Below are 13,060 nucleotides of genomic sequence, written 5' to 3'. Positions count from 1 at the left end.
GGGGAAGGCGGCCGTGCCCGGGCCGCCGCGTTCAGATCGTGAACGGCGTCTGTTGCAGGAATTCGGCCGCGGGGCCGAGCGTGAACAGGTTGGGCGACTGCGTGGCCGGCAGGCCCGCGCGCACCAAGGCGTGCAGGCGCGCGTGGTTGCCCTTGAAGCGGCCGTCGTTCCACACGCGCAGCAGTTGTCCGGTGAAGGCACCGTTGTGGTCGCCGTCCATGGAGAACTGGTTGTCCTGGCAGCCCGAGATCAGAATCACTGCGGGTTTGAAGTCCTTGACGATGGCCGTTAGGCGCTGGCTCACGGCCACATTGGCCAGCGCGGTGTCGGGGTCCACCGACGCGGCGCCAGCGGCCTTGGCCACGTCCCGCTGCAATTCATCGTAAAAGGCGCGGTGCGCCTGGTACACGCGCCGGGCGATGTCGCGCGGCATCTGGCGCGGTCGGCCGTTGACCAGCGCCGGATCTGGCGCGCGCGTGACGGTGCCGCTGTGGCAACTGTCGGACAGCACCAGCACGCGCACGTCCTGGGCGAAGCGGCTCAGTTCCAGGTAGAGCTCGTCGTCGATGAGCTGGCCGTCGTACAGGCACCAGGTCTCGTCGAGCTTGTCGTCCTGCTCGTCCTCGTCGCCGGTCACGTCGTCCACCTGGCCACCGTGGCCGGAGAAGGTCAGCACGAACAGGTCGCCCGCCACCAGCGCCTTGGCGGCGGCGCGCAGGGCGCGCAGCACGTTGCGGCGCGTGGCCTTGATGGTGATGAGCTGGGTGGCCTTCAGGCCGCGTGCGCTGGCCAGCGCGGCCATGTCATGGGCGTCGGCCTCGCAGGCCGCGAGCGGCCCGGTCCAGCCCTCGTAGGCATCGGCGCTCACCTCGTTGATGCCGATGTGCAGCGACAGGCCCCGGGGGGCACCGCTGCCGTCCGCCTTGCCCTTCTTCGTCATGGCACCCTCCAGGGGTAACAATCCGTGAAACGCCGCACGGATTCTGGGAGGGCGCCGGGTGCACTGTCAATCGCGCTGCTCCCTCAGTTGAGGGACGCGGTGAGCGCTCAATATTCCAGGCGCTCGGGCCGCAGCTCCTGCAGGATGGTGGTGGCAATTTCCTCGATCGACTTGGTCGTCGTCGACAGCCAGCGGATGCCCTCGCGGCGCATCATGGCCTCGGCCTCGGCCACCTCGTTGCGGCAGTTCTCCAGGTCGGCGTAGCGCGAGTTGGGCCGGCGCTCGTTGCGAATCTCGCTCAGCCGGTCGGGCGCGATGGTCAGGCCGAAGAGCTTCTTGCGGTGCGCCACCAGCGCCGGCGGGAGTTTGCGGCGCTCGAAGTCTTCGGGGATCAGCGGGTAGTTGGACGCCTTCAGGCCGTACTGCATGGCCAGGTAGAGCGAGGTCGGTGTCTTGCCGCTGCGGCTCACGCCCACCAGGATCACGTCGGCGCTCTCCAGGTCCTTGTCGCTCTGGCCGTCGTCGTGCGCCAGCGAGTAGTTGATGGCCTCGATGCGGTCGTGGTACGCCTTGCTCTTGGAGGCGTCGGAGAAGCGGCCCACGCGGTGGTTGCTCTTGATGCCGAGCTCTTCCTCCAGCGGCTGCACGAAGGTGCCGAACATGTCGAGCAGCATGCCGCGGCAGTGGTGCTGAAAGACGTCGAGCACTTCGTCGTTCACCACCGTGGTGAAGACCAGCGGGCGTTTGCCCTCCACCTCCGCGGTGTGGTTGATCTGGCGCACGGCCTGGTGGGCCTTGTCCACACTGTCCAGAAAGGGCAGGCGCACGCGGCGCACCGTGGCCTCGAACTGCGCCAGGATGGCGTTACCGAACGTTTCGGCGGTGATGCCGGTGCCGTCGGAGACGAAGAAAACCGTTCTGAGGGACATGGGAGGGGCGTCCTTACAATCCGCTGCTGTTGCGTGGCGGGCCATTATCCGGGCCGCGCCGCCCCCATTTCTGCCTTGCCCGGTGGCCGACCCACAACACAAGCACAGGTCACACGCTGGCGCATGGATCCCCGGTTTTTCAACCTCAGGAGTTTTTCCATGTCCAACCTGTTCGAGGCGACCGCACTGGTCGTGCCCTTCGAAAAGCTGCGAATGAGCGACGTCGAGTCCGTCGGCGGCAAGAACGCCAGCCTCGGCGAGATGATTTCGCAGCTGCCCAGCGGCGTGAAAGTGCCCACGGGCTTCGCCACCACGGCACACGCCTTCCGCCAATTCCTCCAGCACGACGGCCTGGCCGATCGCATCAACCAGCGCCTGACCACGTTGGACACCGAGGACGTGCGCGCCCTGGCCGCGGCCGGTGCCGAGATCCGCGGCTGGGTCGAGGCCCAGCCCTTCCCGGCCGATCTGGAGAAGGCCATCCGCGAGGCCTTCGTCACGCTGAGCGAGGGCAATGACAAGGCGTCCTTCGCCGTGCGCTCCTCCGCCACCGCTGAAGACCTGCCCGACGCCTCCTTCGCGGGCCAGCAGGAAACCTTCCTCAACGTGGTCGGCATCGACGAGGTGCTGCACAAGATGAAAGAGGTCTTCGCCAGCCTCTACAACGACCGCGCCATCAGCTACCGCGTGCACAAGGGCTTCGCCCACGCCGAGGTGGCGCTGTCGGCCGGCGTGCAGCGCATGGTGCGCTCCGACCTGGGCGCCGCCGGCGTCATGTTCACCATCGACACCGAGAGCGGCTTTTCCGACGTCGTTTTCATCACCAGCAGCTACGGCCTGGGCGAGACGGTGGTGCAGGGCGCCGTGAACCCCGACGAGTTTTACGTGCACAAGCCCATGCTCAAGGCCGGCAAGCGCGCGCTGATCCGACGCAACCTGGGCAGCAAGCTGATCCAGATGGTGTTCAGCACGGCGGAGGAGAAGGCGGCCAGCGGCAAGCTCGTGAAGACCGTGGACGTGCCGGTGGAACAGCGCAACCGCTACAGCCTGAGCGACGCCGACGTCGCGCAACTGGCGAAGTACGCGCTGGTGATCGAGGAACACTACGGCCGCCCCATGGACATCGAATGGGGCAAGGACGGCAACGACGGCCAGATCTACATCCTGCAGGCGCGCCCCGAGACCGTGAAGAGCCAGAGCGCCGGCAAGACCGAGGTGCGCTACAAGCTCAAAGGCAAGGGCGCGGTGCTGGCCAGTGGCCGGGCCATCGGGCAGAAGGTGGGCACGGGCCCGGTGCGCCTGGTGCACAGCATCAGCGAGATGGACAAGGTGCAGCCCGGCGACGTGCTCGTCACCGACATGACCGACCCGAACTGGGAGCCCGTGATGAAGCGCGCCAGCGCCATCGTCACCAACCGCGGCGGGCGCACCTGCCACGCGGCCATCATCGCGCGCGAGCTGGGCATCCCGGCCGTGGTGGGCTGCGGCGACGCCACCGAGCTGCTGAAGGACGGCACGCTCGTCACCGTGAGCTGCGCCGAGGGCGACACCGGCAACATCTACGACGGCCTGCTCGAAACCGAAGTGACCGAGGTCCAGCGCGGCGAGATGCCCGAGCTCGACGTGAAGATCATGATGAACGTGGGCAACCCCCAGCTCGCCTTCGATTTCGCGCAGATCCCCAATGGTGGCGTGGGCCTGGCGCGGCTCGAGTTCATCATCAACAACAACATCGGCGTGCACCCCAAGGCCATCCTCGACTACCCGCAGATCGATGCGGACCTGAAGAAGGCGGTGGAGTCGGTGGCGCGTGGCCACGCCTCGCCGCGCGCGTTCTACGTGGACAAGGTCGCCGAGGGGGTGGCTACCATCGCCGCGGCCTTCTGGCCCAAGCCGGTGATCGTTCGCCTGTCGGACTTCAAGAGCAACGAGTACCGCAAGCTCGTGGGCGGCTCGCGCTACGAGCCCGATGAAGAGAACCCCATGCTGGGTTTCCGCGGCGCGGCGCGCTACATCAGCGCCGACTTCGCCGAGGCCTTCGCCATGGAGTGCGAGGCGCTCAAGCGCGTGCGCGAGGACATGGGCCTGAGCAATGTGCAGGTGATGGTGCCCTTCGTGCGCACGCTGGCGCAGGCCAAGCGCGTGACCGAGCTGCTGGCCGACAAGGGATTGAAGCGCGGCGAGAACGGCCTGCAGCTCATCATGATGTGCGAGATCCCCAGCAATGCCGTGCTCGCCAAGGACTTCCTGCAGTACTTCGATGGCTTCTCCATCGGCTCGAACGACCTGACGCAGCTCACCTTGGGTCTGGACCGCGACTCGGGCCTGGAGCTTCTGGCGCACGACTTCGACGAACGCGACCCGGCGGTGCGCGCGCTGCTCAAGCTCGCCATCGGCGCCTGCAAGGCCGAGGGCAAGTACGTGGGCATCTGCGGCCAAGGCCCCAGCGACCACCCCGACTTCGCGCAGTGGCTGCGTGACGAGGGCATCAGCTCGATCTCGCTCAACCCCGACACGGTGGTTGACACCTGGCAGCTGCTGGCGCAGCCCGGGGCCTGAGGTCTTCGGTACTCAACACGACAACGGCCGGGGAAACCCGGCCGTTTTTCATTGCGCTGCAGCGAAGTCCTACCCCGGGAAAACCCCGACAGGGTTTGACCTGCCCGGAAGCCCAGCCCGGGGCCTTTGTAAGAAGGCGGTAAGTTGCCCGCCCAGAATCGCGGCAACTCACAGGAACACCTTTCGCATGCTGTTGCTTCTCTCTGCCGTCAAGCTGATCTGCGAGATCGCACTCATGTCGCTGTTCGGTCAGTGGGTGGTGGGCTTGCTGGCCGGCGGCAAGCGCGACACCAACATCTTCTATCAGATCCTCGCGCAGGTCGGCCGGCCCTTCGTGGTGCTGGCGCGCTTCATCACGCCGCGCAGCATCGTGCTCGATCGCCACGTGCCGCTGGTGGCCTTCCTCGTGCTCGCCTTCGCCTGGATCGTGGTGACCGCGCTGCGCATCCAGCATTGCCTGCGCATCGGGGTGGAGCTGTGCAAATGAACGACTTGCTCAACCGTCGGTTCTTGCGTTGGCAGATCAAGCTGCTGCTGGTGTTCAACCGCCGCGCCGCGGCGCTGGAGCGCGTGGACGCCTTGCTCGCGCTCGATGCCGAAGACCTGTATGCACTGGCCACTCGCGCGCACCTGCTGTCGGAGCAGGGGGACAAGCCAGGGGCCGTGGAAGCGCTTGAGCGCGTGGTCGCCTTGCAGCCGTCGCAGGCCGCCGGCTGGTTCAACCTGGGCTTCCTGCGCGAAGACCTGGGCCGCATCGACGAGGCCGAGGCGGCCTTTCGCCAGGCCATCGCCCTTGACGACAAATTCGACCGTGCCTGGTATGGCCTGGCACTGTGCCTGATACGTCAGCGTCGATTCGACGACGCCGTGACGGCACTCAAGCGCAACACCGAACTGCAACCCATGAGCCCCTACGGCTGGTATCAGCTGGCGCGGGTTCATGTGGACCGGCAAGAACCTGACGAGGCGGCGAAGATCATTCGCCACCTGCGACGGTTCGAGCCCAAGGTGGCCGCTCAACTGGAGCGCGAGACAGGTCTGGGCAAGGCACAGACCTGACGCGCGCTGCGGCTGAGGGGTTGATCAAAAGGGGTGCCGGGTGCAAGCCGGGTGCCGAGAACACGGACCGGTTGCAGGCCGCCATGAGGAGACGGTGGTGTCCGTGATGTGCCCGAGAGGGTCTTGTTGATGGAGGTCGATGCAATGCAATTGACAGAAAAGCACCGCCAGTACTGGCGGAAGAACCTCAACATCACGGCCATATTGCTCGCGATATGGTTCTTCGTGACGTTCGTGGTGGGCTACTTCGCCAGGGACCTGAACTTCAGCTTCTTCGGCTGGCCGTTCAGCTTCTGGGTCGGGGCGCAAGGGGCACTGGTGGTCTACGTGGCCATCATCGGTTTCTACGCCTGGTACATGAACAAGCTCGACATCGAACACGGTGTCGACGAGACCGAGGAGTGAACCATGGCTGGCATCTTTGAAACCGGCGCATCCGGCGGCGCAAGCGGAAACGCTGCGTTCAAGAAACAACTCAACAAGGTCTACAAGTGGTACACGGGGGGCTTCTTCGTCTTCGTGGTCGCCCTGGCCATCTTCGAGCAGCTCGGGCTCTCGCGCGAGTGGATCGGCTTCATCTTCCTGATCGCCACGATCGCCCTGTACGCGGGCATCGGCATCATGAGCCGTACCACCGATGCGGCTGAGTACTACGTGGCCGGACGCCGCGTGCCAGCCGTCTACAACGGCATGGCCACCGGCGCCGACTGGATGTCGGCCGCGTCGTTCATCGGCATGGCCGGTACGCTGTACCTCACGGGCTACGGCGGCCTGGCTTTCATCATGGGCTGGACGGGCGGCTACTGCCTGGTGGCGCTGTTCCTGGCGCCGTACCTGCGCAAGTTCGGGCAGTTCACCATCCCCGACTTCCTGGGTGAGCGCTACGGCGGCAACCTGCCGCGCTTCCTGGGCATCTTCGCGGCCATCCTCTGCTCCTTCACCTACGTGGTGGCGCAGATCTACGGTGTGGGCATCATCACCGCGCGCCTCACGGGCGTGGCCTTCGAGCTCGGGGTTTTCCTGGGCCTCGGCGGCATCCTGGTGTGCTCGTTCCTGGGTGGCATGCGCGCGGTGACCTGGACGCAGGTGGCTCAGTACATCATCCTGATCATTGCCTACATGATCCCGGTGGTGTGGCTGTCGGTGAAGCAGACCAGCGTGCCCGTGCCCCAGGCGATCTATGGCCAGCAACTGGTCAAGGTCACCGAGGCTGAACAGCGCCTGATCAATGATCCGAAGGAGCTGGAAGTCCGTGGCGTGTTCAAGGCCCGTTCCGACGCACTGGCTGAAAAGCTGAAGGATCCGGCTGCCGCCCTGACCGCGGACAAGGCCGCGGCCGACAAGAAGCTGGCCGACCTGCGCGCCGCCAATGCTCCGAGCGCCGAGATCGCCGCCGCCGAAAAAGCCGTGGCCGATCTGCCCAAGGACCCGGACGCCGCCAAGGCTGCCTGGACCAAGGCCAAGGCCGCCGCCGATGCGAAGACCAAGCCGCTCAACGGCATGCCGCGCCACGCCGCTCAGTTCGCGGGCGACCCCAACGGCGACGCCGCGGCGAAGAAGACCTTCGACGAGTCCCGGCGCAACTTCCTCGCGCTCATCTTCTGCCTGATGGTGGGTACCGCCGCGCTGCCGCACATCCTGATGCGCTACTACACGGTGCCCAGCGTGAAGGAGGCGCGTCAGTCGGTGACCTGGTCGCTGTTCTTCATCTTCCTGCTGTACTTCACGGCGCCCGCGCTGGCGGTGCTGGTCAAGTTCGAGGTGCTCAACGTCCTGGTGGGCACACCGTTCAACAACCTGCCGGAATGGATAGCGGCGTGGAACCGCGTCGATCCGGGTCTGCTGTCGGTGACCGACGTCAACAAGGACGGCATCCTGCAGCTCAACGAGATGAGCATCGGCGGTGACATCATCGTGCTGGCCACCCCGGCTATTGGTGGACTGCCGTACGTCATCTCGGGCTTGGTGGCGGCCGGCGGCCTGGCTGCGGCGCTGTCCACCGCAGACGGCCTGCTGCTGACCATCGCCAATGCGCTGTCGCACGACCTGTACTACAAGATGATCGACCCCAACGCCTCGACGGCCCGCCGCGTCACGATCTCCAAGACGCTGCTGCTGGTCGTGGCCCTGTGCGCTGCCTACGTGGCGGCGCAGAAGCCTGCCGACATCCTGTTCCTGGTCTCCGCGGCGTTCTCGTTCGCGGCGGCGGCGTTCTTCCCGGCCCTGGTGCTTGGCATCTTCTGGAAGCGCGCCACCGGCATTGCCGCCTCGCTGGGCATGATCGCCGGCCTGGGCATCACCTTCTACTACATGGTCACCACCCAGCCCTGGCTGCGCGGCGTCTTCGGCGTCACCTCGCCGGTGGAGTTGTGGTTCGGTATCCAGCCGATCTCGGCCGGCGTGTTCGGTGTGCCGCTCGGCATGGCGGTGATCATCCTGGTCAGCCTGGTTACCCCGGCGCCGAACAAGAAGATCCAGGAACTGGTGGAGCACGTGCGCTACCCCAACCTCAAGGCCGCCTGATCGGCGCCTGAGAAGCCCTTCACCCGCCGTTGCTGGTGGGTGAATCCGGCCCGGACCACCGGCAGGTGGCCCGGGCTTTTCACTTTTGTATAATCGCGGGCTTGCCTTGCTGCACCCCTGCTGACGCCTGGGGGCGGCTGTCAACCTCCCCGGCCAGGGTCTTCCGGTCGGCCGGGGTCATCCACAAGGAGAGTCCATGCGTCACTATGAGATCGTCTTGCTGATCCACCCGGATCAGAGCGAACAGGTTCCGGCCATGCTGGAGCGCTACAAGGGCATGATCACCGCCGGCGGCGGCAAGATCCACCGCGTTGAAGACTGGGGCCGCCGTCAACTGGCGTACCAGATCAACAAGCTGTCCAAGGCCCACTACCTCTGCGTCAACATCGAAGCCGATCAGGCCGTGATGAACGAGCTGGAGCACGCTTTCCGCTTCAACGACGCCGTGCTGCGCCACCTGAGCGTGCAGCGCAAGAAAGCCGACACCGGCCCGTCGTCCATGATGAAGACGGTGGAGCGCGAAGAGGCCCGCAAGGCCCAGCAGCAGTCGCAGGAGCCCACCACCTGACGCCCCAGGCGTGAGGCTCGCGGGAATCGGGTGAACCGTCTCCAGTTGCAGGCCGTGGTGGTGCAGGTGCAGAACCTGCGTTACACACCGGCAGGCATCCCGGTGCTCAACCTCGTGCTAGAGCACGAGTCACAGCAGACCGAACTGGACACACCCCGAACCGTCGCCCTCCAGATCCGTGCCGTGGCCTTCGGGCCCCTGGCCGAGACCCTGCAAAAGCAGGCGCTCAACGAACTGGCGGTGTTTGACGGCTTCCTCGCGAACGCGCGCAACGGCAAAGGCGTGGTTTTCCACATCCAGGCATTCAGCAAGACATAGGAAAGGCCCATCATGGCTGCACCCAAGCGTTTCAACAAAGACAAGCGCCCCAAGCGCAACACCCAGTCGCTGCTCTTCAAGCGCAAGCGCTTCTGCCGCTTCACCGTCGCCAAGGTCGAAGAGGTGGACTACAAGGACATCGACGTCCTGCGCGACTTCATCTCTGAAAACGGCAAGATCATTCCCGCGCGCCTGACTGGCACCCGCGCGATCTACCAGCGTCAGGTCACCACCGCCATCAAGCGCGCGCGCTTCCTGGCCATGCTGCCCTACAGCGATCAGCACCGCGTCTGATCGAGGAGCCCGACATGCAAGTGATTCTTCTCGAAAAAGTCCACAACCTCGGCGCCCTCGGTGATGTCGTCAAGGTGAAAGACGGTTACGCCCGCAACTTCCTGATCCCCACGGGCCAGGCCCGCCGCGCCACCAAGGACGCCCTGGAGGCTTTCGAAGCCCGCCGCGCCGAACTGGAGAAGGCCGCCGCCGCCAAGCTGGCCGATGCCCAGGCCCTAGGTGAGAAGCTGGCTGCCAGCAGCCTCAAGCTCACGCAGAAGGCCGGCGTTGACGGTCGCCTTTTCGGCTCCGTCACCAACCACGACGTGACCGACGAACTGCACAAGCTTGGCTTCAAGGATGTGGTCAAGTCGCAGGTGCGCATGCCCAACGGCCCGCTCAAGGTGGTTGGCGACTACACCGTGCAGGTCAACCTGCACACCGACGTCACGGTCGACGTGGCGGTCTCGGTGCTGGGCGAAACCGCCTGATACCCGCAAGCCGTCCGGCTTGCCGAAAGCCGCTGTCTTCGGGCAGCGGCTTTTTCTTTGCACCACGCGTACACCGCATTCCCACCTGTTTTCCACAGGGTTGTCCCATGACGCGGACTACCCAGGGGCGTACCATGCCCCTTTGACCTGACGCTGCATGTCCACCGCCTTCTCCAGCCCCTTCCCTGACCTCGGCAGCGGCCTCGACGACACCGGCGACCGGCAGGTCGCCCAGCTCCGCGTTCCCCCCCATTCCATCGAAGCCGAGTCCAGCGTGCTGGGTGGGCTCTTGCTGGACAACGGTGCGTGGGACCGCGTGGCCGATCTGCTCAACGACTCGGACTTCTATCGCTACGAGCACCGCCTGACGTACTCGGCCATTGCCGCGCTGGTCAATGCCTCGAAGCCTGCCGACGTGGTGACGGTGTTCGAGCACCTGCAAAATCTCGGCAAGGCCGAGGAGGTGGGTGGTCTCGCCTACCTGAACTCGTTGGCTCAGTACGTGCCCAGCGCAGCCAACATCCGCCGCTACGCCGAGATCGTGCGCGAGCGCGCCGTGCTGCGCAAACTCGTGGCTGCCAGCGACGAGATATCCACCTCCGCCTTCAACCCGCAGGGCAAGCCGGTGGCCAAGATCCTCGACGAGGCCGAGCAGAAGATCTTCAAGATCGGCGAGGAAGGCTCGCGCATGAAGGAGGGCTTCCAGTCGATGGACCGGCTGGTGGTCGACCTGCTGGACCGCGTGCAGGAGATGGCTGACAACCCGCAGGACGTGACGGGTGTTCCCACCGGCTTTATCGACCTCGATCGCATGACGGCGGGTTTGCAGGGGGGCGACCTGATCGTGCTGGCGGCGCGCCCGTCGATGGGGAAAACCGCCTTCGCGATCAACATCGCCGAGCACGTGGCGCTCAACGAAGGCCTGCCCGTGGCCGTGTTCTCCATGGAAATGGGCGCGGCCCAGCTCGCGGTGCGTATCGTGGGCTCCATTGGCCGCATCAACCAGGGCCACTTGCGCACCGGCAAGCTCACCGACGAGGAGTGGCCGCGCCTGACCGAGGCCATTGAGAAGCTGCGCCACGTCTCGCTGCACATCGACGAGACACCCGGCCTCACGCCCAGCGAGTTGCGCGCCAACGCCCGGCGCCTGGCGCGCACCTGCGGCAAGCTCGGCCTGATCGTGGTCGACTACCTGCAGCTCATGAGCGGCTCCAGCAGCGACGGCGGTGACAACCGCGCCACCGAACTCGGTGAGATCTCGCGCGGCCTGAAGATGCTGGCCAAGGAACTGCAATGCCCGGTGATCGCGCTGTCGCAGCTCAACCGCTCGGTCGAGCAGCGCACCGACAAGCGCCCCATGATGAGCGACCTGCGCGAATCCGGCGCCATCGAGCAGGACGCGGACATCATCATGTTCATCTACCGCGACGAGTACTACACCAAGGACGCCTGCAAAGAGCCCGGTGTGGCGGAAATCATCATCGGCAAGCAGCGAAACGGCCCCACCGGGGTCGTCAAGCTCGCTTTCCTGAACATGCTGACGCGCTTCGAATCACTCGTCGGCGGCGGCGACTACTAGGCCCCCACGCTCCACCGCTGCGCGGGTCGCTGCCCCCCGAGGGGGCTGATCCGCCTTGGGGCGGCCCGTCGGCGGATCGGTTGCGCAGGCTTACAGCACTTCCGAGGCGAAGTCCGCGAGCCGCGAACGCTCGCCACGCGCCAGCGTGATGTGCCCGCCGTGCGGCCAGCCCTTGAAGCGGTCCACGGCAAAGGTCAGGCCCGAGGAGCCTTCGGTGAGGTAGGGCGTGTCGATCTGCGCCAGATTGCCCATGCAGATCATCTTGGTGCCGGGTCCCGCGCGCGTGATCAGCGTTTTCATCTGCTTGGGCGTCAGGTTCTGCGCCTCGTCGATGATCACGTACTTGTTCATGAACGTGCGCCCGCGCATGAAGTTCATGCTCTTGACCTTGATGCGGCTGCGGATGAGTTCGTTGGTGGCCGCGCGGCCCCATTCGCCCGCGTTGCCGCCATCGCCCTTGGCCAGAAACTCCAGGTTGTCATCGAGCGCGCCCATCCAGGGGCCCATCTTCTCTTCCTCGGTGCCGGGCAGGAAGCCGATGTCCTCACCCACGCTCACCGTGGCGCGGGTCATGATGATCTCGGTGTAGCGGCGGTCGTCGAGCACCTGAGTGAGGCCAGCGGCCAGCGCCATCAGCGTCTTGCCCGTGCCGGCCGTGCCGGCCAGCGTGACGAAGTCGATCTCCGGGTCCATCAGCAGGTTGAGGGCGAAGTTCTGCTCGCGGTTGCGGCTGGTCACTCCCCACACGGCGTTCTTGAGGTGGGTGTAGTCCTTCAGTGTCTTGAGCACCGCGGTCTTGTCGCGGATCTCGGTCACGCGCGCGTACAGCGAAGGCTCGCCGGGCGCCTCGAAGTAGACGAACTGGTTGATGTAGAACTGGCTCACCGCCGGGCCGCTCACGCGGTAGAAGGTGTGGCTACCGCTTTGCCAACTTTCGATGGTCTTGCTCTGGCGCGTCCAGAAGTCCTGCGGGAGCGCGAGCGAGCCCGGGTAGAGCAGCTCGCCGTCGTCCAGGGTCTTGTCGTTCTCGTAGTCCTCGGCGGCAAGGCCCAGCGCGCGCGCCTTCACGCGCATGTTGATGTCCTTGGACACCAGGATGACTTCGCGCTCGGGGTAGCGCTGGCGCAGCGCGGCTACCACGCCCAGGATCTGGTTGTCGGCCTTTCCCTGTGGCAGGGCGGCGGGCAGCTCGCCGAGCAACTGTTCCGTCTGGAAGAAGAGTTGACCGCGTGCGGATTGGTGTCCGGTGGCCGAAAGCTTCAGCCCCTTGGTCATGTCTCCGCCCGCCTGCGCGGCGAGGACGTCCAGATTCCGGCTGGTCTGGCGGCCGTTGCGCGCGACCTCGGTCATGCCCTTCTTGTGGCCGTCGAGCTCCTCCAGCACGATCATCGGCAGGTAGATGTCGTGCTCTTCGAAACGGAACAGGCTCATCGGGTCGTGCAGCAGCACGTTCGTGTCGAGCACGAAGAGGCGCGCAGGGCCGCCGCTGGGCCCCTTCCCGGCGCTGCGCCGCCGCGCGGCGGCCACGGGCGCCGGGCTGGCAGGTGTGGTGGCCGCGGGGGTGGGAGCGGCCGGTTCGGGGCGCTCGTGGCGGTCTTTCAGTTCCTGGACAGGTGCCGGCGCGCGGCGCGACTTGGCCGCCGGCGCGGCAGGGCGCGTCTTGCGCGGCGCAGGTGTGTCGCCGCGCTCATCCGCGAGCAGTGCGTCGTTGTCCGGGAGGATGTTCAGGCCACCGCTGCGCTCGTCGAAATCTTCGAGGTTGGCGTTGGAGGCCTTGAGGGAGTAGGCGTCGGGTGCGAGGAGGGCGGCGCGTTTGGAGGG

13 protein-coding genes are annotated in these 13,060 nt (G+C 65.9%); 10 read left to right on the top strand and 3 right to left on the bottom strand.

What is annotated here, in order from left to right; all coding sequences use genetic code 11:
* Positions 1 to 31: 31 nt before the first annotated feature.
* Positions 32 to 940, bottom strand: a complete 909-nt coding sequence (locus tag BN948_RS11435; protein ID WP_009520634.1) for a caspase family protein — start codon at positions 938 to 940, stop codon at positions 32 to 34.
* Between the two features lie 107 nt (positions 941 to 1,047).
* Positions 1,048 to 1,869 (bottom strand): posphoenolpyruvate synthetase regulatory kinase/phosphorylase PpsR, encoded by an 822-nt coding sequence (gene ppsR, locus BN948_RS11430; RefSeq protein WP_009520635.1) that lies wholly within the window; start codon positions 1,867 to 1,869, stop codon positions 1,048 to 1,050.
* 159 nt (positions 1,870 to 2,028) lie between these two features.
* Between ppsR and ppsA the strand changes: the two genes are divergently transcribed.
* The 10 genes from ppsA to dnaB all read left to right on the top strand — a co-directional run bounded on the left by ppsA (position 2,029) and on the right by dnaB (position 11,239).
* Positions 2,029 to 4,428, top strand: coding sequence for a phosphoenolpyruvate synthase (ppsA, locus tag BN948_RS11425; RefSeq protein ID WP_009520636.1), 2,400 nt, complete (start codon positions 2,029 to 2,031; stop codon positions 4,426 to 4,428).
* A gap of 187 nt (positions 4,429 to 4,615) precedes the next feature.
* Entirely contained in the window at positions 4,616 to 4,915 is a 300-nt protein-coding gene (locus tag BN948_RS11420) for a hypothetical protein (protein ID WP_009520637.1), read from the top strand.
* Positions 4,912 to 5,487: a tetratricopeptide repeat protein gene (locus BN948_RS11415; protein ID WP_009520638.1), complete on the top strand. Its 576-nt coding sequence runs from the start codon at positions 4,912 to 4,914 to the stop codon at positions 5,485 to 5,487. The genes BN948_RS11420 and BN948_RS11415 overlap by 4 nt, the downstream gene beginning before the upstream one ends.
* Positions 5,488 to 5,631: 144 nt before the next feature.
* Complete coding sequence (locus tag BN948_RS11410; protein ID WP_009520639.1) at positions 5,632 to 5,892, top strand: DUF4212 domain-containing protein; 261 nt, start codon at positions 5,632 to 5,634, stop codon at positions 5,890 to 5,892.
* Positions 5,893 to 5,895: 3 nt separating this feature from the next.
* Positions 5,896 to 8,010: a sodium:solute symporter family protein gene (locus BN948_RS11405; RefSeq protein ID WP_009520640.1), complete on the top strand. Its 2,115-nt coding sequence runs from the start codon at positions 5,896 to 5,898 to the stop codon at positions 8,008 to 8,010.
* A gap of 196 nt (positions 8,011 to 8,206) precedes the next feature.
* Complete coding sequence (gene rpsF, locus BN948_RS11400) at positions 8,207 to 8,578, top strand: 30S ribosomal protein S6 (protein WP_009520641.1); 372 nt, start codon at positions 8,207 to 8,209, stop codon at positions 8,576 to 8,578.
* A 30-nt stretch (positions 8,579 to 8,608) separates the two neighbouring features.
* Complete coding sequence (priB, locus tag BN948_RS11395) at positions 8,609 to 8,896, top strand: primosomal replication protein N (RefSeq protein WP_009520642.1); 288 nt, start codon at positions 8,609 to 8,611, stop codon at positions 8,894 to 8,896.
* Positions 8,897 to 8,908: 12 nt separating this feature from the next.
* Positions 8,909 to 9,190 (top strand): 30S ribosomal protein S18, encoded by a 282-nt coding sequence (gene rpsR, locus BN948_RS11390; RefSeq protein ID WP_009520643.1) that lies wholly within the window; start codon positions 8,909 to 8,911, stop codon positions 9,188 to 9,190.
* Positions 9,191 to 9,204: 14 nt separating this feature from the next.
* Positions 9,205 to 9,660, top strand: a complete 456-nt coding sequence (rplI, locus tag BN948_RS11385) for a 50S ribosomal protein L9 (RefSeq protein WP_009520644.1) — start codon at positions 9,205 to 9,207, stop codon at positions 9,658 to 9,660.
* A 157-nt stretch (positions 9,661 to 9,817) separates the two neighbouring features.
* Positions 9,818 to 11,239, top strand: a complete 1,422-nt coding sequence (dnaB, locus tag BN948_RS11380) for a replicative DNA helicase (protein WP_009520645.1) — start codon at positions 9,818 to 9,820, stop codon at positions 11,237 to 11,239.
* Between the two features lie 90 nt (positions 11,240 to 11,329).
* Here the strand turns inward: dnaB and BN948_RS11375 are convergent.
* On the bottom strand, positions 11,330 to 13,060 hold a 1,731-nt coding region (locus BN948_RS11375), incomplete at its 5' end, for a PhoH family protein (RefSeq protein WP_035621717.1).

Source organism: Hydrogenophaga intermedia (genome assembly GCF_000723405.1).
Lineage (GTDB): Bacteria > Pseudomonadota > Gammaproteobacteria > Burkholderiales > Burkholderiaceae_C > Hydrogenophaga > Hydrogenophaga intermedia.
The sequence above is the reverse complement of the archived record's forward strand: the minus strand, read 5'-3'. Positions and strand labels throughout refer to the sequence as shown.